This window comes from Thioclava dalianensis (assembly GCF_000715505.1).
GTDB lineage: Bacteria > Pseudomonadota > Alphaproteobacteria > Rhodobacterales > Rhodobacteraceae > Thioclava > Thioclava dalianensis.
On record NZ_JHEH01000025.1, the window covers coordinates 1 to 19,869 of the forward strand.

Annotated in this window: 20 protein-coding genes; 9 read left to right on the plus strand and 11 right to left on the minus strand. The window is 64.5% G+C overall.

Annotated elements, in window-relative coordinates:
- The 7 genes from DL1_RS15620 to DL1_RS15655 form a co-directional block, all read right to left on the minus strand.
- Positions 1–786: PHP domain-containing protein (locus tag DL1_RS15620; protein WP_038068109.1), on the minus strand; the 786-nt coding region annotated here is incomplete at its 3' end.
- Entirely contained in the window at positions 783–2,252 is a 1,470-nt protein-coding gene (locus DL1_RS15625; RefSeq protein WP_038068111.1) for a Y-family DNA polymerase, read from the minus strand. The genes DL1_RS15625 and DL1_RS15620, both read right to left, overlap by 4 nt.
- The gene (locus DL1_RS15630) at positions 2,167–2,682 is read right to left on the minus strand and encodes an ImuA family protein (RefSeq protein ID WP_245739643.1); all 516 of its coding nucleotides are present in this window, start codon (positions 2,680–2,682) and stop codon (positions 2,167–2,169) included. The genes DL1_RS15625 and DL1_RS15630 overlap by 86 nt, the downstream gene beginning before the upstream one ends.
- 672 nt (positions 2,683–3,354) lie before the next feature.
- Complete coding sequence (locus tag DL1_RS15640; protein WP_038068117.1) at positions 3,355–4,404, minus strand: quaternary amine ABC transporter ATP-binding protein; 1,050 nt, start codon at positions 4,402–4,404, stop codon at positions 3,355–3,357.
- Positions 4,405–4,414: 10 nt separating this feature from the next.
- Positions 4,415–5,458 carry an ABC transporter permease gene (locus DL1_RS15645; protein ID WP_038068119.1) on the minus strand — a complete coding sequence of 348 codons (1,044 nt, stop codon included), beginning with the start codon at positions 5,456–5,458 and terminating at the stop codon, positions 4,415–4,417.
- A 115-nt stretch (positions 5,459–5,573) separates the two neighbouring features.
- Positions 5,574–6,569 (minus strand): ABC transporter substrate-binding protein, encoded by a 996-nt coding sequence (locus tag DL1_RS15650; RefSeq protein WP_038068121.1) that lies wholly within the window; start codon positions 6,567–6,569, stop codon positions 5,574–5,576.
- Positions 6,570–6,872: 303 nt separating this feature from the next.
- Positions 6,873–7,496 carry a TetR/AcrR family transcriptional regulator gene (locus DL1_RS15655; protein ID WP_038068122.1) on the minus strand — a complete coding sequence of 208 codons (624 nt, stop codon included), beginning with the start codon at positions 7,494–7,496 and terminating at the stop codon, positions 6,873–6,875.
- Between the two features lie 106 nt (positions 7,497–7,602).
- On the opposite strand from DL1_RS15655, the gene DL1_RS15660 reads away from it, so the two are divergent.
- From DL1_RS15660 to DL1_RS15670, 3 genes are all read left to right on the plus strand, one after another.
- Entirely contained in the window at positions 7,603–8,280 is a 678-nt protein-coding gene (locus tag DL1_RS15660; protein ID WP_038068124.1) for a PspA/IM30 family protein, read from the plus strand.
- Between the two features lie 122 nt (positions 8,281–8,402).
- Positions 8,403–8,684 (plus strand): YiaA/YiaB family inner membrane protein, encoded by a 282-nt coding sequence (locus DL1_RS15665; protein ID WP_038068126.1) that lies wholly within the window; start codon positions 8,403–8,405, stop codon positions 8,682–8,684.
- A 75-nt stretch (positions 8,685–8,759) separates the two neighbouring features.
- Positions 8,760–9,737: an Lnb N-terminal periplasmic domain-containing protein gene (locus DL1_RS15670; protein WP_038068128.1), complete on the plus strand. Its 978-nt coding sequence runs from the start codon at positions 8,760–8,762 to the stop codon at positions 9,735–9,737.
- Positions 9,738–9,747: 10 nt separating this feature from the next.
- On the opposite strand, the gene DL1_RS15675 is transcribed toward DL1_RS15670, so the two are convergent.
- Both DL1_RS15675 and DL1_RS15680 read right to left on the minus strand, forming a co-directional pair.
- On the minus strand, positions 9,748–11,073 hold the full coding sequence (locus tag DL1_RS15675) for a sensor histidine kinase (RefSeq protein ID WP_081856366.1): 1,326 nt from the start codon (positions 11,071–11,073) through the stop codon (positions 9,748–9,750).
- Entirely contained in the window at positions 11,070–11,729 is a 660-nt protein-coding gene (locus DL1_RS15680; protein ID WP_038068130.1) for a response regulator, read from the minus strand. Before DL1_RS15680 ends, DL1_RS15675 begins: the two co-directional genes overlap by 4 nt.
- 185 nt (positions 11,730–11,914) lie before the next feature.
- On the opposite strand from DL1_RS15680, the gene DL1_RS15685 reads away from it, so the two are divergent.
- Positions 11,915–13,582 (plus strand): ArnT family glycosyltransferase, encoded by a 1,668-nt coding sequence (locus DL1_RS15685; protein WP_051693618.1) that lies wholly within the window; start codon positions 11,915–11,917, stop codon positions 13,580–13,582.
- Positions 13,583–13,628: 46 nt separating this feature from the next.
- Here DL1_RS15685 and DL1_RS15690 read toward each other — a convergent pair whose 3' ends face one another.
- Together DL1_RS15690 and DL1_RS15695 are read right to left on the minus strand one after the other, a co-directional pair.
- Complete coding sequence (locus DL1_RS15690) at positions 13,629–14,990, minus strand: PepSY-associated TM helix domain-containing protein (RefSeq protein ID WP_177195344.1); 1,362 nt, start codon at positions 14,988–14,990, stop codon at positions 13,629–13,631.
- Positions 14,991–15,089: 99 nt separating this feature from the next.
- Positions 15,090–15,461: a hypothetical protein gene (locus DL1_RS15695; protein ID WP_143081729.1), complete on the minus strand. Its 372-nt coding sequence runs from the start codon at positions 15,459–15,461 to the stop codon at positions 15,090–15,092.
- Positions 15,462–15,640: 179 nt separating this feature from the next.
- Between DL1_RS15695 and DL1_RS15700 the strand changes: the two genes are divergently transcribed.
- The 5 genes from DL1_RS15700 to DL1_RS15720 all read left to right on the plus strand — a co-directional run bounded on the left by DL1_RS15700 (position 15,641) and on the right by DL1_RS15720 (position 19,865).
- Positions 15,641–16,327 (plus strand): MotA/TolQ/ExbB proton channel family protein, encoded by a 687-nt coding sequence (locus tag DL1_RS15700; protein WP_245739645.1) that lies wholly within the window; start codon positions 15,641–15,643, stop codon positions 16,325–16,327.
- Between the two features lie 5 nt (positions 16,328–16,332).
- Entirely contained in the window at positions 16,333–16,710 is a 378-nt protein-coding gene (locus DL1_RS15705) for an ExbD/TolR family protein (protein WP_038068137.1), read from the plus strand.
- A 4-nt stretch (positions 16,711–16,714) separates the two neighbouring features.
- The gene (locus tag DL1_RS15710; RefSeq protein WP_051693619.1) at positions 16,715–17,158 is read left to right on the plus strand and encodes an ExbD/TolR family protein; all 444 of its coding nucleotides are present in this window, start codon (positions 16,715–16,717) and stop codon (positions 17,156–17,158) included.
- Positions 17,155–18,042: an energy transducer TonB family protein gene (locus DL1_RS15715; protein ID WP_038068139.1), complete on the plus strand. Its 888-nt coding sequence runs from the start codon at positions 17,155–17,157 to the stop codon at positions 18,040–18,042. The genes DL1_RS15710 and DL1_RS15715 overlap by 4 nt, the downstream gene beginning before the upstream one ends.
- Before the next feature lie 194 nt (positions 18,043–18,236).
- Positions 18,237–19,865, plus strand: a complete 1,629-nt coding sequence (locus DL1_RS15720) for a phospholipase C (RefSeq protein WP_038068141.1) — start codon at positions 18,237–18,239, stop codon at positions 19,863–19,865.
- Positions 19,866–19,869: the final 4 nt, after the last annotated feature.

A 19,869-nucleotide genomic window follows, 5' to 3' on the forward strand; every position in this document is an offset into this window, starting at 1 on the left:
GGCGGCGGGCTTGAGCCGCCGCTCCGCATTGGGCAAGGCCCGCGTGCCGATCTGGTCGATGGTGATCCCCGCACGCAGACAGCTGAGCACATCGGCCAGTTTGCGGCGCGCGCCGTGATGCATCAGCACATCGCCAATGGCCACCATCGGCGCGCTGGTCCGCAAGGCCAGCGCCGCACAGGCCCGAAACCACGCCTGATCCGAGCCGTCATAGCGCGGGGCCGCCCCCACAAAGACCGAGCCCGGATAGCGCCGCGCCAACCGCTGGATCGGCGCGAAGTTCCGGGTCAGATCGGCGCAGGGCACGGCAATCAGGATCATCCCCTGACAGCCCTGCTGCAGATCCTGCAGATCCAGATGGCACTCTGCCTTGCCCGCGCGCCGCTTGCCCAGCGTCAGCAGCCGCGAGAGCCGCTGATAGGCGGCCAGATCGGTGGGCAGCGCCAGCCATTCGACCGGACAATCGCGCAAGACCAGCCGGGTGCCCACGATCAGCCGGGGCAGCGTCCGCCCCGTGGGACAGGGCAGATCGCGCGGTGTGCCGACAGGCAGGCGCGAGGCACCGTCAACCTGCGTGCTCGAGCGGATCCGCAACGCCTCTGTTGCCTCGGATCGCAGGGTTTTCAACGCGCTATAGGCCCGCACCACGCCCGCAAGCGTGTTGCGGTCGGTGATCGCAATCGCGGGCAGACCCAGCTCGGCTGCGCGCAACATCAGCTCTTCAGGATGCGAGGCCCCGGTCAGAAAGGTGAAATTCGAGGTCACGCACAGCTCGGCATAGCTCATGCGAACTCTCCATGTACGAACCAGCCCGGAGATTGCGGCGTGAAAAATACCCAAAGCCTGCGGCCCTCGCGGGTGTCGAGCACCCAGTAATCGCGCAGCCCCGAGCGCCAGCTCTCTTCCTCCAGCCACCATTCTGGCGCGATGCGCTCAGGCCCGGTCGCGCGTCCCGTGCGCAACGCCATACCCCGCCAACGAAAAGCACTGGGCGGCGTGCCCCCCCGCGCGAGGATCGGCTCGGGCGCGAAGAGATGCAGCGGGCGCGGACGATGGCACGCCCAGCCCCCTTGCGGCGTGCTGAAAGCCGCCGGGGCAATCAGGAAACTGCGCTCGGGGATATGGCTGTCGGCGGGCAGGAAGCGCTGGACATTCTCCAGCCCGATCCGCGTCCCGATCCGGGTGATCAGATCGTTCAACTGCTCGGAGGCTGTCGCGGTTTGGGCAGGCGCCCGAGGCGCGCCAAGCTGGGCCACCGGCAAGGGTTCGACCAGAACGGCCTCAAGCCGCATCACGTCGATGCCAAACCCCGCATCCACCGTGGCCAGCCCGCGCTCGAACAAGGGCAGGATGCGCGCGGCTTCGCGCATCGCACTGGCCAGCCGCAGCTCCACCTGCTGGCTGCCCTGATTGACACGCTGCACGCTCAACACCAGCTTGCGCGCGCCCGCCTCATGCTGCTTGAGCTTGCAGCAAAGCGGCTCCAGCAGGCGGGCGGTGGCGGCCATCACATCGGGCAAAAGACCGATCGGCTCGGGCAAGGTCAGACGGGTCGCGTAATGCGGCGGCTCGGGCTCGGGGTTGATGGCTTCGGGCATATCCCCCCGCGCCTGATCGAGACGGCGCAGCAGCCCCGGCCCGAACCGGCGGGCCAGAGGCGCCCGCGCGGCGCGCGTCAGATCGCCGATTGTCCTGAGACCCAGCCGTTGCAGCGCGGTCACCGTCGCCTCCTCCAGCCGCAGGGCGGCGACCGGCAGATCGCTCAGCGCTTTATCCTCGCCGAAATGCGCATAGGCCCAAGCCGCCCCGCGCGTATCGCCCAGCCCAAGCCGCACCGAGATCCCCGCGCGCACAAGCCGGGCGCGCATATCCTTCAAAAGCGCCGCCTCCCCGCCCAGCAGATGGGCCGAGCCTGTGATGTCGAGCACCAGCCCGTCCGGCCCCTCCAGCCCGACCCAGGGGCAATAGCGCAGCGCCCACCGCCGCAAGACGCGCAAGAACCGCGCATCAAGATCGGGGCGCGCGGGCTGGGTGATCAAACTCGGGCAAAAGGCGCGGGCATCGGCAAGGCTCATGCCACGATGCAGGCCAAGCGCCTCGGCCTGTGGGCTCAGACAGTAAAGCCGCTCGGTGTTCTGCTCGCTCAGCGTGAGCGCAAACCCCGCCTCAACCGAGCGCGTCCTGAGAACCCGGTCCGAGGCGAACCGGGGAAACCACATGCACACGACGCGCTTGGTGTGACCATCGAACATCCCAGGCCCCAATCGTTCCCGATTTGTTCTTTTTAATCTCCCAGCACATCAGAGTCGAGTCTTCGCTCTCGGGATCGAATTTCGGACGGGCATGCCAGCGGGTCTCGGCGGCATTGGAGCCCATCCCCTCGGGGATCAGACACAGCCCCGTCGCGCGGCCCGCCTTGGCGGCCAGTTGCAGCCGCCGCCCCTCGCGCAGGTTGAGCGGGCGTGTGACCTCGATCAAGACGCATGGCACGACCCCATCGCGCAAGGCCTCCTCGGCCACGGCAAGACTGTCGATCTGATGCGCGCTCCGCGCCAGCAGCACCCGCGCGGGATCAAGGAACTGCGCAAAGCCCACCGGGTGAAGCCCGCCCTCCTGCCAGCTCTCGCGAATCCACAAGACAGGACCCGACGCGGCCGCCGCCGCCATCGCGGAAAAAGCCATGGCACCAGCACCATAGACTTCATGCACACGCCCCGGGCGCAGAGGGAAAACGGAAGAAAACGGATCTTGCATGACAGCCAATTTACGCCGATCGGCGCACAAATCCAACACCAAGCCGAGCCCTACGCTCCACCAGAGCACCCTGCCCGTCTGCCCCAACCCGGATCACCCGCTGGCCCGGCCCCGAATGAAAAGACGCCGCTCGGGCCAGCCTTTTGTATGAGCGGATGCGGAGCCAAGAGCCGTTCAAGCCCACCCGATGCTCCACCACCAGCGCCCGAAGATATGCTCGGGAGATGGTTGCGATCGTATCGGCTGCAAAGGCAGCATCCCTATCTTGCTCGTTTGCGGACAGTGCCAGGCTCAACCATTCGTTCGAAATCTGATTGGCCTCTGCTCTGAGAGGGAAGCGACCATAAAACAAGAGAAGGGAATCCAGGATCGGGATTAAAACGACGAGAGGATAGTGAACTACCAGTTTCATTCAAATCCAGCATTCATCTGGCTGCGGTCAGCCAAGGGGGCTTCCTCAGCAAGCAACCATCGATGCGGCCTCCAACCGATCATTGCGCACCGAATCCACTGCAACATCTCACCCACATCATCTACAGCAAAAAAACGCCGGTCGGGATCTCCCCAACCGGCGTCGTTCGTGATCCTGAAGCGGCCCGCTTAGCGCTTGGCGGTCTCGCCCGAGGCCTGTGCGGGCACCAGCGCGCGCATGATCGAGGGCATCGAGAGACTGCCCACCGGCTCGCCATCGCGCATCACGCGGTAGCGACGATCCAGCGCGCCTTGCGACTTGGCAATCACGCTCTCGAGGTTGTCGTTAAGATCTATATCGCCCGACATTTCCTCTTGGGGCGCGCCCTTCTCCATCACCGAGCGCACCCGCAGAACACGCGCGCGATTGATGTCGGCCACGAAGTCCTCAATGTAGGGATCGGCCGGATTGAGCAGGATTTCCTGCGGCTCGCCTTGCTGCACCACGCGACCATCGTTGAGGATCACCAGATGGTCGGCGAGCTTGAGCGCCTCGTCGAGATCGTGGGTGATGAAGATGATGGTCTTGTGCAGCTCGGCCTGCAGCTCAAGCAGCAGATCTTGCATATCGGTGCGGATCAGCGGGTCGAGCGCCGAGAAGGCCTCATCCATCAGCATGATGTCGGAGTTCGACGCCAGCGCCCGGGCAATCCCCACACGCTGCTGCATACCGCCCGACAATTGATGCGGGTGGTGATCGCCGTAGCCGCCAAGCCCCACACGCGCGAGCCATTTCTCGGCTTCGGATTTGTATTCCGAAGGTCCGATGCCCCGCGTGGCCAGCGCCATCGCGGTATTCTCGGCCACGGTGCGATGCGGCAGAAGGGCGAATTTCTGAAACACCATCGACATATTCTCGCGCCGCAGCTTGCGCAGCTGCGCCTCGTTATAGCCGAGGATGTTCTCACCATTCACCCAGACCTCGCCCGCGGTGGGCTCGATCAGCCGGTTGAGGTGACGGATCAGCGTCGATTTACCAGAGCCCGAAAGCCCCATGATGACAGTGATCTCGCCCTCTCGCATATCGACATTGATATCGTTGAGCCCGAGCACGTGGTTATGCGTCTCCAGCAATTCCGGCTTGCCCATGCCCGCCTCGACGTCTTTGAGCGCCGTCAGCGGATCGGACCCGAAGATCTTGTAGAGGTGACGAATTGAAACCTTGATATTCTTGGTCATGCCTGTCTCCTCACTTCCGGCTCTTGCTGGTGTCGATGCGTGCGAGCGACGCTTTCGTCACGCGGTCCAGCAAGATCGCGAGCAACACGATGCCAAAGCCCGCAACGAGACCAACGCCCAGTTCCAGCGAGCGAATGCCGCGCAGCACGAGCACACCAAGGCCCGGGGCCGAAACCAGCGAGGCGATCACCACCATCGCAAGGCTCATCATGATCGTCTGGTTCACACCTGCCATGATGTTGGGCAGCGCCAGCGGGATCTGCACCCCAAACAGCTTTTGCCGCTTCGTCATCCCAAAGGCATCCGCAGCCTCGATCACGTCGGGATCGACCAGCCGGATCCCGAGATCGGTCAGACGCACCACCGGAACGATGGCGTAGAGGATGATCGCAATGCCATAGAGCTTGGGCTCGGTCACCGAGAACAGGAAGATCAGCGGGATCAGATAGACAAAGGGCGGCAGCGTCTGCAGCATGTCGAGGATCGGGATCACGATGCGCTGCAACCGGTCACTGCGCGACATCGCAATGCCTATGGGCACCCCGAAGAGCACACATATGAAGGCGCAGACAAAGATGATCGCCAGCGTCTCCATCGCTGCAGTGTAGTGGTTGATGAAGGCCAGAAGCGCGATCGAGATCAGCACGAACACCACCAGACGCCACGAACGCGTCACAAACCAGGTGATCAGCATCAAGATCGGCACCATGAGCCACCACGGCGTGTTGGTCATGATCCAGAGCATGTCATTGAGCGCCCAGCTCAGCGGCTGGGTCAGCGGATCGACGACGTCGCGCAAACCGCCCCGGATCGCGAGAAAGCCGGTCTCGATACCTTGGGTCACATCGCGCGAGGGCGGGATCGCCGCACAGGCCTTGTGCAACACATCAAGCGAGGGAAAGGGCCAGTTCCACAGGGTCGGGCCCTGCGTGCTGGTGCCATCGGCCTTCGCAATGAGATCGGCCATCGACATCATGTTGGTGCCACCGCCGCCACCTCCGGCGCACCAATCCTTCAGGCCAACGGCGTTAAAAAGAGTCTCGTAAGCTGCCATTCTGTCTTCGGGCCGCGCAGGCGGTCCCGCCTATCCTGGTTGCATGCGTGATCGAAAAAGGACGGGGCCGCCAATCGACCCCGTCCGAAACTATGCGCGTCAGACGCGCAGCGGATTATCCGCCAATAAGCTTGGAAAGCTTCTTCGAGGCTTCCGGCGACAGCCAGGTTTTCCAGGTGTCAGGATAGGTCTGGAGGAAATACACTGCCGTTTGCTCAGCCGATGCCTTATTCTTGTCCTGCCAAGCGAGAAGCTGCGACATGGTGTCGGTCTTGAAGCTCATCTTGGAGAAGAACTCGGTCTCGGTCGGATGATCCTTGGCGAATTTCGTGGTCACCGCGGTCAGCACCGGAGCGGCCGGGAAGTCGGAAACCTGCGGATCCTTGGCACCTTTGTTTTGCAGGTTGTCGAACTTGGCCTTGTCGTAATCGCCCAGTTTGACGCGGGTCATGTCATAGTTGCCCATGACAACGGTCGGACCCCAGTAATAGCCAAACCACGGTTTTTTATCGGCAAAGGCCGACCCGATCGAGGAGGCCAGCGTCTGGCCCGAGCCGTGATTGAAGACCTTGATGCCCGAGCTCTCAAGATCGAGCGCCTTGATCAGGTTGTCGCTGACAACGCGGCAGCCCCAGCCATCGGGACAGTTGTTGAAGCGGTTACCGACCCATTCAGGATGCTCCATCACGCCTTTGATCGTGGTTAGTTCGGGATGCTCTTTGGCGAGATAGGTGGGGATCCACCAGCCCTCGACGCCGCCCGGCTCAAGCGTCTTGGCGACGCGCTTGATCTTGCCTTCTTTTTCGAGCTTTTTGTAAGCGTCGCCCGCCGAGTTCAGCCACAGGTTGGTGACCACATCGGGGCGCCCATTCTCGGCAATCGAGGTGATCGCGGGGATGGTGTCAGATTTCACAAGGCTGGTTTTACAGCCATAACCCTGATCGAGAATGAATTTCGCGATATTGGTGGCAACTTCCGCCGCCGCCCAGTTCATTTGCGCGATCGAGACGTCACCGCATTGATCTGCGGCGCGCGCGGTCCCGGTTTGCGCGACAAAGCCGGTGACCATAGCGGTCGCACCGGCTGCCGCCAGAAGTGTAAACTTGCGCATGTAAATTCCTCTCAACTGTTGATGTCGGCGATTTATAACTCACACCCCCTCAGGGGCGCGCGGAGTGCGCAGCATTTGGTCGGCGGGGTCAAAGCCCTGCACCTCGTTGATCCAATGCCGTAGCTGACGACCCGTCTACCTGCACGCAAACCTATCGCTCAACGATTGGCCCGGACGCTAACAATGCTGGCACCGATCAGCAATCAGTTGCCGATCACAATATTTTGACTATAAATATCAGTATTTTAGTGAACCGCGCAGATTTGCCTGCCGCAATCCACGTCCCTCACATGCCACAGCCAATCAACGCGCCGTCTCCGCTTGTCCGCGTTCTGAGCCGCGCGTCATCGTCTCGACGAGCGCTGCGACCTCTGCGTGCAGCTGCGCCATCGGCACGCCGACAAACCGCCCCTGAAGCGCCAAGAGCACCACGCCATGAACCGCCGCAAAGGTCGTACGCGCGCGCAGCACCAGCGCCTCCTGCGCGAGATCGGGGCGCAGCTGCGAAAGCGGACCGATCAGCACCTCGATCAGCACCGCATGGTCTTGCTTGTGCCAATCGGGCGTCTCGACCCCCTCGGGCAAACGGTGCTCGAACAGCGCAATCCAGAGCGCGCGATTGGCACAGGCGAAATCGACATAGGCCCGCGCCATGGCCTGCAACGCCTGTGCAGGCGTGCCCTGCCCCTCCCCCAGCGCCGATTTGAGCGCAGAGCCGAGCCGCTCCAGCGTGCGCGCATTCACATGCAAGATCAGCATGTCGAGATCCTCGAAGGCCGTATAGAGCGCGCCAAGCGCACAGCCCGCCTGCGTCGTGACCGCCCGCGCCTTCAGCCCGCCAATCCCGTGGCGGGCGATCTGATCCTCCGCCGCTTCGATCAACCGGCTGCGGAGTGCCGCGCGCTTCTCATCGCGAGTGTTTCCCATCTTTCACCAAACTATTTCTTGAACGGTGTTCATTTTTATCTTGAACGACGTTCACAGTTGCCGCATACAGAGCTCATGAACATCGTTCATAACGAAGGAGAGCCCAATGTTCAAGATGATGACGACCCTAATTCGCGGCCGGAGCCATGACGCGGCAGAGGCCTTTGGCGACGCAAACGCCCTGTCGATCCTGCGCCAACAATTGCGTGATGCCGCAGATGGCCTGGAGAAGTCGAAACGCGCTGTGGCGGTTGTGATGGCCTATGCCGAACGCGAGCGCAAATCCGCGCTCCGGCTGGAGACGCAACTGGCCGATCTCGAAGCCCGCGCCTTGGAGGCGATCCGTAAGGAGCGCGAGGATCTGGCGGTCGAGGCGGCCTCGGCGATTGCCGAGCTGGAGGCCGAACGCAGCGCCAGCCAAAGCTCACTTGCCCATTACGACCGCGAGATCGCCAAGCTGCGCGAACAGGTCAGCCTCGCAGAGCAACGCCTGCGCTGCCTGCAACGCGGCAAGCAGATCGCGGATGCCGCCAACCGCACGCAAAAGCTGCGCGGCACGATGCCCGATGGCGTGATGGCCAGCCTCAAGGAGGCCGAGGCCACCCTCACCCGGCTGCAATCGCGCCAATCCCATGCCGAAGAGGTCGAGATCGCGATGGTCGAGATCAATGCAGGCTCCAGCGCCGAGGCGACCTGTGCCCGGCTTGCCGCCGCGGGTTGCGGCGCCCCCCTGCGCCGCGATGCAGCCGATGTGCTGGCACGATTGCGCGCCCAGTCGCAGTAACGCGAGCGTGACCTGATCTCGCCACGAACCCGTCAACACCCGGCCCTACTGCGCCGCGATGATCGCGGCGGGAGACGCCAAAACCAATTACGGCCCTGCGCCCTTATTTTAGGAGAACCCTCATGACGACCTACACCCCGAAAGTCTCGAAAGCCTGGAACACCTTCACCTATTTCATGTTCGGCATCGCCGTTCTGATGATGGCGGGCGGCATCTGGTCGCTTCAGGCCAGCTTCACCGCGAAAGGCTATTACGCGATGTCGGCCTTGATGCTGGTCTATACCACCGCCGCAATCACCAAGGCTCTGCGCGACCGCGAAGAAGGCGACCGGCTTTATAACAAGCTCGAAGATGCCCGCACCGAGCGTATGCTGGCGGAAGTTTCCGCCAAGGACACCAACTGATCCACGCTCTTTTCAGGGGCTGCGCGCCGTGCGGCCCCTGCCTTTCCCCTTCGGCTTGTCCTCAAAGGTTTTGCTATGCGCCGCTTTTCCAAAATCTCCTTTCACGTGATATTTGCCCTTCTCCTGCTTGCGGGCGGGGCATGGTCGGCCACTGCGCTCTGGCTCAACACCGCAGGCGGCATGCGATTTCTCGGTCTCGCGCTGCTGGCGCTCGGCATGGTAGCCATCGCTGTGGCCCGCACTCGGCGCAGGCGTCTGGGCTGGGTGATGCTGGCGATTGCGGGGGTAGCAGTGGCCGGGTGGTATCAGACGATCACCCCGCGCGCTGATCGGATCTGGGCCGATGATGTTGCCCACGGGCTGCACGCACAGGTCGACGGCAACAAGGTGACGCTGGCCAATCTGCGCGATTTCGACTGGCATACCAAGGACCGCGCCACGCAGCGCTGGATCACCGAACGCTACGATCTGGATCAGTTGAGCAGTGTCGAGATGCTGACCTCGGTCTGGGATAATCCCAATATCGCGCATTTGCTGGTAAGTTTCGGCTTCACCACCGGCGAGCATGTCGTCTTCTCGGTCGAGATCCGCCGCGAAAAGGGTGAAAAGTTCAGCGAAATCGGCGGTTTCTTTCGCCAGTTCGAGCTGGTGCTGATCGGCGCGACCGAGCGCGACATCGTCCGCCTGCGCACCGATTACCGTGCCGAGCAGGTGCGGATGTATCCGGTCACCCTCAATCCTGAGCAACGCCGGACGATGTTCATGTCCTATGTGACACTGGCCCAGCGGCTTGAGGCGCGCCCGGAATTTTACAACACGATCTCGGCCAATTGCACCACCGTGGTCTACGGGCTCGCGCGGGGGCTCAAATCGGACCTGCCGATCAATGTCAGCCTGATCCTGTCGGGCCGTCTGCCCGAATATCTCGACGGGCTGGGCGTGTTGGGCGGCACCGGCCCCCTGCCCGCGCGCCGGGAGGCAGCACTTCTGCCCGCCCATGCGCAAAGCGCCCATCCCGGGCTGAGCTATTCTCAGGCAATCCGGGTCAGATAAGCGCCGGGTCTCAGGGCAGACGGAGCCGCGCCTCGATGCCACTGTCGCGTCCCGGCACAGGCGAGCGGATCTCCAGCGCCATGCCCGCCTGCCGCGCAATCTGCGAGGCGATATGCAGACCCAGACCAAACCCGCCACTGTCGCGTCGCGCAAATCGCGATGTGAGCTTGGCCAGCGTCTCCAGTGCGAGCGGCGCGCCCTCATTGCGCACCACCAGCCCCTCTTGCGCCGACAGGCGGAGCGTGACGGGGCTGAGGGGCGGGCTATGCTGCAAGGCGTTTTCGATCAGATTGCCCGCGATAATCGCGAATGCATCCGCATCCAGCGCCACCAGTAGCGGCGTCTCGGGCAGCTCTGTGTGCAGCCGAGCCCGCGCCTCGGCCTCGATCTCGTGCAGCACATGGGGCAGCACGCGGGTCAGATCGACGGGAGCGGCCGCAGGCCCGATCCCGGCATCGGCGCGCGCCAGTTGCAACAGCCGCGCCACCAGCCGCGACATCCGCAAAAGCGCCGTATGCACCGCGTGCAGACTGTCGCGCTCACTTTGCGAGCGCGCCTCTGTCTCCAACCGCTGCACCTGCGCAAGCGCCACCGCCACCGGCGTGCGCAATTCATGCGCGGCATTGGAGGCAAAGGCGCGCTCGCCATCCAGCGCCTGCGAGAGCCGCCCCATGAACCCGTTGAGCGTAGCGATCATATCGGCCAGCTCGACGGGGCGGGTCTGCGGCTCAATCGGCGTCAGATCCTGCGCATCGCGCGCGGCCATCTCGGCGCGCACCGCATCGAGTGGGCGCAGCGCCAAGCCAGTGACCCAGCGCATCGCCAGAAAGCCGAGCGGCAGGATCATCAACATTGGCAGCATGAAGGCCAGGAAACTCTCGCGCCACGCCTCGCGGCGCTCGACCAGCGGATCGGCAAATTGCACCGCATGGCCACGATCATTGAAACCCGAGGTGTAGACCATATGCGTCGCGGTGCGCTGAAAGCTGGCTGGCCGAAGCTGCGCGGGAAACTGCGCGTGCTCGGCCCCCTCCGACACCGACAGCACCCGGCCCGAGCGATCCACCAGCCGGTAGATCACCTCCGTATTCGGATTGGTTGGCTCATCCGGGGCCGCAGCGCCGGGCGGCGCAAGCAGATCCGCATCGTCCGGCACATCGACCACGGACAGAAAGGCGCGCGCGGAAGCCGCAAGATGCTCGTCGTAGAACTCGGTCTCCTCGCCTTGCAGAACGATCCCCATCGCAAGAACCGACAGCGCCCAGACCCCAAAAAGTGCAAGGCTCACCAGCACGGCGAAGCGACGGGCGAGCGACGGCGGCGCGCGCAATCTCATGCCCGCCCCATCCGGTAACCAAAGCCACGCTCGGTCTCGATGGCAGCGCGCCCGAGCTTTGCGCGCAAACGGCTGATATGGGCCTCAAGCGCATTGCTCGCGATCTCGTCGTCAAAGGCGTAGAGCGCGCCTTCCAGCTGCTCGCGGCTCACCGTCACATCGGCGCGACGGCTCAGCCGCTCCAGCACCGCCCATTCCTTGCGCGTCAGATGAACCTGCGCGTCCTCCAGATAAACCGCGCGAGTCTGTGGCACGATCCGCAGAGCGCCAAAGCGGCGGTCGGTCTCGGCCAGACCCTCAGCGCGCCGATGGATCGCCGTGACCCGCGCCACCAGCTCGCCCAGATCATAGGGTTTGAGCAGGTAATCATCCGCCCCCGCCTCAAGCCCCGCGATGCGCTCCATGATCTGATCGCGCGCGGTGGTGATCAAAACCGGCGTGCGGTGGCCCGACTGGCGCAGTTCGCGCAGAAAATCCAACCCGTTGCCATCGGGCAGCCCGAGATCGAGCAAGATCAGGTCAAACTCCGCCATCCGAGTTGAAATCCGCGCCATTTCCAGATCGGGCGCAAGATCGACCGCATGGCCCTGCGCGCGCAGATGCGCCCCCACCGCCGAGGCGAGGTCTGCTTCATCCTCGATCAGTAAAAGCCGCATGCCGGGGTCGCTCCGTTCTGCGTCAGGACCTGCGCGCTTCGTCAGGTTTTCGTAAGCATCGCGTGACACAAGCCCCACAGATAACGAGGGTAGGTCATGCAAGACAAGAGTCAGTGGTTTAACGAGTTGATCGGAGATGCAGTTTTTGCAGCGCCCGGATACATGCACAAAGGCGAGGCCGACCGATGACCCGCTTTTTTGCCCGCAGCGCGAACACGGCCCCAGCGCCTGCATGGCCTGCCACCGATAAACGCCTCTGGCAGCTTGTGCTGATCGCGATCGCTTGCTTTGTCGCAGCCCAGATCGCGGGCCTGCTGCTGCGCCCGCTGCTGCCGATTGACGAGACCCGCTATCTTGCCGTCGCTTGGGAGATGCATCTCAACCATAACTGGTTCGTCCCGACCAAGAATTTCGAGCTCTACACCGACAAGCCGCCGCTTTTGTTCTGGCTGATCAATGTCGCTTGGGCCATCGGGGGCGTGTCGGATTTTCTGGGCCGTCTTGTGGGGCCTGCAATCGCGCTGCTGGTGGTGGCGCTGACCGGCAAGCTGGCCACGCGGCTCTGGCCTGATGATACGGGCGCGGCACCGCGCGCGATGCTCGCGCTGATCGCGATGCCGTTCTTCGAGATCAACGGCGCGCTCACGATGTTCGACATGCTGCTTACATCCTGCACTCTGGGCGGGTTGATCGCGCTGACCCATACCGGAGAGGGCAAGCGCGCGGGCTGGCTGTGGTTCGGCGTGGCGCTCGGGCTGGGTGTGATGGCCAAGGGGCCGGTGATCTTGCTGCATCTCATGCCCGCCGCTCTGGCCGTGGGCCTGTGGCATCCAAGCCGCCCCGGCCTGCGCGAGACGATACGCGGGGTCGGCCTTGGTCTGGCCGTGGCGCTTGGTCTGCTCGCGCTGTGGCTCATTCCGGCGGCGATCCTCGGCGGCCCGGCCTATCGGCACGAGATCTTCTGGACCCAAAGCGCGGGCCGGATCGCGTCGAGCTTTGCCCATGCACGCCCCTTCTGGTGGTATCTGCCGCTTTTGCCGGTGCTCATGTTCCCGTGGCTGTTGGTGCCGCAGTTCTGGACCCGGCTGCGCGGCGCGCTTGACGATCCGGCGCTGCGCCTGCTTGCGGTCTGGGGCGCGACGGCCTTCGTGATCTTTTCGCTCATCTCGGGCAAACAGCCGCATTACCTTGTGCCCGAGCTGCCCGCGATGGCGCTGCTGGCACAGCGGCTGCTGCGCAACAGCCCGGTCTCGCTTGGAATCGCCGCGATCATTCCGGGCATTCTCGCCTTGGTGGCGCTGATCGCAGGGGCCGGGCTCATCTCGCCTGCGGAGGGGGCTGACCTGCTTACCCCGCGGGCGGTGCCGCTGGCCGCCGCCCTCGCGCTCGCCGCGCTGATCTGGTGGGCGCTGCTGCGTTCGGGGATCGTGGGCGCGCTGATCCTCGGGCTTGGGATGATCACGATCCTCAACCTCGCGATCGGCCTGTCGCATGCCCATCGCGGCTTCTCGGCCCACGCGATCAGCGAGATCATCGAACCCTTTGAGGGCAAGGGCATCGCCTTTGCGGGGCACAGCTACAATGCGGAGTTCAACTTCGCGGGCCGCATGACCCAACCGGTGAGCGAGATCGACGCCGCAGCCTTGCCCGCTTGGGCCAAGGCGCATCCCGATGGCGTGGTGATCGCGCGCAGCGATCGCTTCGATCCCGGATGGGCGGCGCATTGGCAGGTGCCCTATCGCGGCAAAACCTACGAGATCTGGCGGATCTCGGACCGTCCGGCCACCCCTCAGGCCCCAAGCGCGCAGCCGGTCACGGCGGTTCCAGCCCCCGCACCCGCACCGGTACAATAACGCAAAGACGCCCCCCGATCAGCAATCGACCGGGGGGCGCGGTGCCTCACGCGATCCGGGGCCTGCGCGCCCAGGCAAAGGCTGCAAGCTCGACCGCGACCAGCACCAGCATCGACAGCCCGACCATCGGAAAGAAGATGCCCGCCGCCACGGCCAGCACCAGCAACCCACGTGCGATCCGCCCATCCGCAGGCAAAGGCGGTACGCCAAGCGCGCGGCTCGGGCGGCGCTTCCACCACATCATCGCGCCCGACACGCTCAGCAGGATCATTGCGAGACAGGCGATCAGCAGGACGATCTGGTTCATCAGCCCAAATTCCTGCCCCATATGCACCGAGATCCCCCATTCGGCCCAACGGCCCAGCGTCCCGAGATCCGCGAGCCCCGCATCATAAAGCACCTTGCCGCTATATTGATCGAGATGGATCACCCGCTCATTGCTGATGTCATCGGGATAAACAGAGGCCGTGAACACCCCCGTCGGCCCCTTGGGCATCGAGATCGCATAGCCCGCAACGAGGCCCAACTGCTCCACTTTTGCCACGACTGCATCAAGCGTTTGCGGCACGCCCGGCGCGCTTTGCGAGAGCGGCACGGGCTGGTGCTCCATGATCCACGGCGCACGGTCGACCGCCTCCGAGACCGGCTCTTTTGAGACCGGGATCTTCGACCAGTAGCCATCGGGCATGCCAAGCCCCAGCGCATAGGCATATTGATAGAACTTACCACCCCAGACCGCGGACCACGGCAGACCGGTCATCGCCAGAAAGACGATGAAGAACGCCACGTAAATACCTGTCACTGCGTGCAAATCTCGCCACCATGGCCGCCCCTTCGCGGCCTTGACGCGCCACGTCCCCAGCTTGCGCCCGCGCGGCCACCAGAGGTAAATCCCGCTGCCCACCAGAAGCACCAGCCAGCCTGCGGCGGCCTCGATCAGCCGATTGCCGAACCAGCCGACATATTCGAGCGAATGCAGCTTGCGCACCACATACATCGCAGGGCTGCCCGCCGCGCCACCATCCCAAAGATGGCCCAGTACCTTGCCCGTATAGGGGTTGACGTAAATCGTGTCCTTGAGCCCATCGGCCCCGAGAATATCGACCTCGGCGCTGCGATCGGGTGCCGGCGCAGGCGCGTAAGACACGAGCTTGCCGGGATAGGCTTCGAGCGCCGCCCCTGTGATCTGCGAGGCAAGCTGCGCGCTGCCTTCGGGCGCGACAAAGCGCAGCTTGTGATAGGCGGTGTTGTTGATCTCATCCTTGAAGAGATAAATCCCGCCCGTGACGGCGAGGATAAGCACGAAAGGCAAGACGAAAAGTCCGGCCACGAAATGCCAGCGCCAAACCGCGCGATAGAGCGCGGCGCGGGCTGAGGTCTGCGTTGGGGATTGGGGTATATTGGCCATGAAGCCACTCCTGAGAAGCCAGCCCCTTACGAGGTGGCGAAAATAGGCAAACCCGGCCCGCAGGCCGGATCGATGACGGCTGAGACGGCGCGCGGGCCGTCAGGCAATCAGAGGGGGTGCCCTTGGGGAGTGGTTGATATTGCGGCCCTGCGCGCGCCTGTGCAGATCGGCGCGCTGCCGCCAGCCGATCGCGGGCACAAGGCGCTGCACCGGCGCGTCATGGGCGCAATGCGGAGCCTCGGGCAAGCTGTGGCAAAACGGGCAGTGATGCGGCCCCTTATGGCCTGCACCACACAGATCGTCGCCCGTTGTGGCATGGGCGAGCACATAGGCCTCCCACGCGGCCTCTTGCCGGTCCGGCGCCATCCGAGCGGCCGAAATCACGCTGGCCTGTGCAACGAGCACAGCCAGGATCATGATGAAGGGCCAGGCAATCGAGATCCGCATGGGCGTCGATGTTGCACGGATCACGAAACGGGGAAAGCCGCGTGAGGCGCGGTTTCGGCCCGCTTGACAAAATGTCGCACCCAAGGCGGGCACGCTCGCGCCCCCTGCCGGAAAGATTGATTTTTGCAGCCACTCCCCATAGCACGGGCACAATGGCTGGGCTTTGCGCCTTGGCCCACGGGATGATTTCGGGATCTTCGCTCATGGCTCTATCTGGCATTTCGCAGGCGCTCTCCTCGGCGCAGACCTTTCTGGCAAGCGGTGGCCCCTCGATCTGGGCGATTGCGCTTTTGTCGGTGGCGGGGCTTGCGCTGGTGCTGTGGAAGATCTGGGATCTGCTGAGCCTTGGGGCGTGGAATGGCGGGCCGCATGTGCGCCGCGCCGTGGCCTATTGGCAGGCCGGAGATGCCGAGGCCGCGCGCGCCGAGCTGCGCGACCGCCACACGATCCGGGCGCGGCTGGCGCGGGCCTGCATGACGGCTGTGGCCGATGAGCGCTTCGACAAATCCACCGCTCAGGAGGAAACCCTGCGCGTGGCGACCCATCTGCTGACCCGCGCGCGGGCCGGGCTGCGCCCGCTGGAGCTGATCGCAACCATCGCGCCGCTGCTGGGCCTGCTGGGCACCGTTCTGGGCATGATCTCGGCCTTCCAGACGCTGCAAGAGGCCGGCGCGCGGGCCGATCCCGCGATGCTCGCAGGCGGGATCTGGGAGGCGCTTTTGACGACGGCTGCGGGCATGGCGGTCGCAATCCCGGCCTCGATCGCGCTGAGCTGGTTTGAAAGCGTCACCGACCGGTTGCGGCTGGAGATGGAAGACGCCGCGACCCGGATCTTGCAGCCCGTGGGTCAAAGCCCGATCCCCCAGCCTGACCCGGCAAAAGCGGCCTGAGCCCGATGCAGATCGCCCCGCAACGCCGCCCCCGCAGGATCTCGCTCACGCCGATGATCGACGTGGTGTTCCTGTTGCTGGTCTTCTTCATGCTGGCCTCGCGTTTTGGCGTCGATATGCAGGTGCCGCTGCAACAGGCGGGCGGTCCGGGCGGCGCTTATCAAGGCCCGCCCCGGCTGGTCGATGTCACCCCCGAAGGCGTCCGGCTCAACGGGGTTGCGGTGCCGCTCGACGCGCTGGCAGGTCAGCTTGCGCCGCTGATGACCTCGCCCAAGGACACGGTGATCTTGCGCGCACGCGGTGAGGCGAGCCTGCAAGAGCTGGTCACGGTGATGGGCGTGCTGCGGCGCGCCGGGCTGGACAAGCTGGTACAGGTCGAGTGAGCCGATGAAGATCCCCGCCCCCCACGCCCGGCGCAACAGCGAAGACAACGTGATCCCGATGATCAATGTGGTCTTCCTGCTGCTGATCTTCTTTTTGATGACCGCCCAGATCGCGCCGCCCGACAGCCTTGATCTGACCCTGCCCAAGGCCGAGCGCGCAGCGACCGGCGACAGCGATCTGACGCTTTATGTCGGGGCAGATGGCACACTGGCCTTTCGCGATGTAACGGGCGATCCGCAGGCGCTCGACGCGCTTGAGGTGGCCTATCGCGCGCTTTGCCCGCAAGCCGCCTGCGCGACGCCGCCACAGCTTGTGATCCGCGCCGATGCCGCCCTCGCAGCCCGCGCCCTGCCCCCGATCCTGCGCGCGCTGGCCGCCCGCCAGATCACCGATATCGCCTTGGCCACCCAGCCGGGGGCCACCCAACCGGAACCAGCTGCGCAATGATCCGCGTCGCGCGCAATGTGATCGTCTTCACCGCGCTGGCCGTGGCGGTGCATGTAGCGGTCTTTCTGCGGTTTTCCGAACCTCAGGGCGCGCAATCGGCGGGCAGTGGCGGCGCGGATGTGATCTCGCTCAAGGCAGCACCTGCAAGCTATGCCCGGATGGTCGCGCAATGGGAGACCCCGCCCGAGGTTGCGCAGGACGCGCCCGATATGGCTGCGCCCACCAGCCCCGCCACGCCCAGCGCGCCGCCAAGACAGCCCAGCGCCGAGACCTCTCGCCCCGATCCACCCCAAACTGCCGCCCTTGAGCCTGCGGCACCGCAGGCGCCCGACAGCCCGCCTGCGCCCGAGCTGGGCGCGCCGCCGCCCGCGCCCGCCCCGCCCGTCGATCCAGAGCTGGCGCGTCACAAACCCGAGCCCAAACCGACACCGCCAAAGCCTACCCCCCCGAGACCCGCACCCAAAGACCCGTCCGCGCGCCCGGCCCGGACATCCTCCTCCGCGCGGGCTGCAGCACCTGCCAGCACCGCCGCAGGGTCCGGCGGCGGCGCGCAGGCAGGCGGCGCGCGTAGTGCTAAGGCCGCAACACTCAGCCAGACTGCGCAAACCGCGCTGATCGCGCAATGGGGCGCTCAGGTGCGCGAGCAGATCGACCGCGCCAAACGCGCCCCGCGCGACAGCGACACCGGAACCGTCACGCTCCTGGTGCGCATCGCGCGCTCGGGCGCGTTGATCGGCGTGTCGGTCGCCAATAGCTCGGGCGATGCAGCGCTCGACCGCGCAGCGCTGGAGGCCGTGAGCCGCGCCCGCGCGTTTCCCAAAGCCCCCGATGGCCTCACCGCGCCTCAGTATAACTTCCGGCTGCCCCTGCGCTTTGCCCGCTGAGCCGCAGACCGCAGATCCGAGCGAGCCATCTCACGCAATCCTCACGTACCGAACGCGTTTGCGTGTACTCGCGCGCGGCTCACTCAGCGGTGATCTTTGGTGATGAGATCCGTCACCGAACTGTCAGATAGCCCCCCTAGCGAACCCTCACCCAAGCGCCGGATCGGCGCGTCAGGCAAAATGAGGGAACAGACATGACCAAGATGCTCTACGGTTCGGTCGCAGCAGGCGCGCTGGCGCTTGTGGGCACCGGCATCGCCGCGCAGGCGCAAGACGCGCCCAAGCCCAATACCGCCACTCCGATCAAACATGTCGTGGTGATCTTTCAGGAGAACGTCTCCTTCGATCATTACTTCGGCACCTATCCCAACGCGGCCAACCCCGAGGGCGAGCCCGCCTTCCACGCAAAGCCGGACACGCCCAAAGCCGACACGCTCGCCGCGGCAGGCCTGCTGCGCGACAATGGCAACAAGACCAACCCTGCCAATGGCGCAGATGCCGCAGCGCCGTTCCGCATGGACCGCACGCAGGCCGCCTCTGCCGATCAAAACCACGGCTATACCGCCGAGCAGGCCGCCTTCGATGCGGGCAAGATGGACCTCTTCCCGGCCAATACCGGGCGCGCCAGCAAGGGCGGTGCGGGCACGTTTGGCACCAAAGGTCAGGTGATGGGTTATTACGACGGCAACACCGTCACGGCGCTGTGGAACTACGCGCAGGCCTATGCGATGAGCGACCGTGCCTTTTCCTCGACCTTCGGCCCCTCGACGCCGGGCGCGATCAACCTGGTCTCAGGCCAGACCAATGGCGTGACCCTGCCCGTGGGCTACGATCTGGAAGCCGATGGCACCTATGACAAAGGCCGCGTCGTGCCTGATGGCAATGGCGGCTGGACGATGATCTCGGATCTCGATCCGACGGGCGATGTCTGCTCACAGGGCAAGACCGCATCGATGACCGGGCCCAATATCGGCGATATGCTCAACGCGCGCCATATCACCTGGGGCTGGTTCGAGGGCGGCTTCGATCTGAGCCAGACCAACCCCAATGGCACGACCGGCTGTGATCGCAAGACCACATCGGATGTCACCAGTGTCAGCATCGTCGATTACATCCCCCATCACGAGCCCTTCCAGTACTACCCCTCAACCGCGAACCCGACCCATAAGCGCCCCTCCTCGGTCGCGGCAATCGGCACTGCGCAGGATGGCGGTGCGAACCATCAATATGACATGACCGACTGGTATGCCGCGCTCAAGCAAGGCAACCTGCCTTCGGTGAGCTTCCTCAAGGCGGCGGGATACCAAGACGGCCATGCGGGCTATTCCGACCCGCTCGATGGGCAGGATTTCATCGTCAAAGCGGTCAATGCGATCGGCAAGTCGAAATTCTGGAACGACACGGCGATCATCGTGCTCTACGACGATTCCGATGGCTGGTATGACCATGCCCATGCGGTGGTGAACCCCTCGAACATCCCCGTCAAAGGCTATGATGTGCTCAATGGCGATGTCTGCGGCACGGGCGGCGTGGCGCTTCCGGGCGTTGATGGGCTCCCGGCGCAGGGGCGCTGTGGCTACGGCACCCGCCAGCCTTTCCTTGTGATCTCGCCCTATGCCAAGGCCAACCATGTCGATCACACGCTGACCGACCAAAGCTCGGTTATGCGCTTCATCGAGGATAACTGGATGGGCGGCGCGCGTCTGGGGCATGGCTCCTTCGATGCGATCTCGGGGCCGATCAACGGCATGTTCGACTGGGCGCAGGCTCCGGCCAAACCGCTGCTCCTCGATCCCAAGACCGGCGAGCCGGCCCATTCGTAAGGAG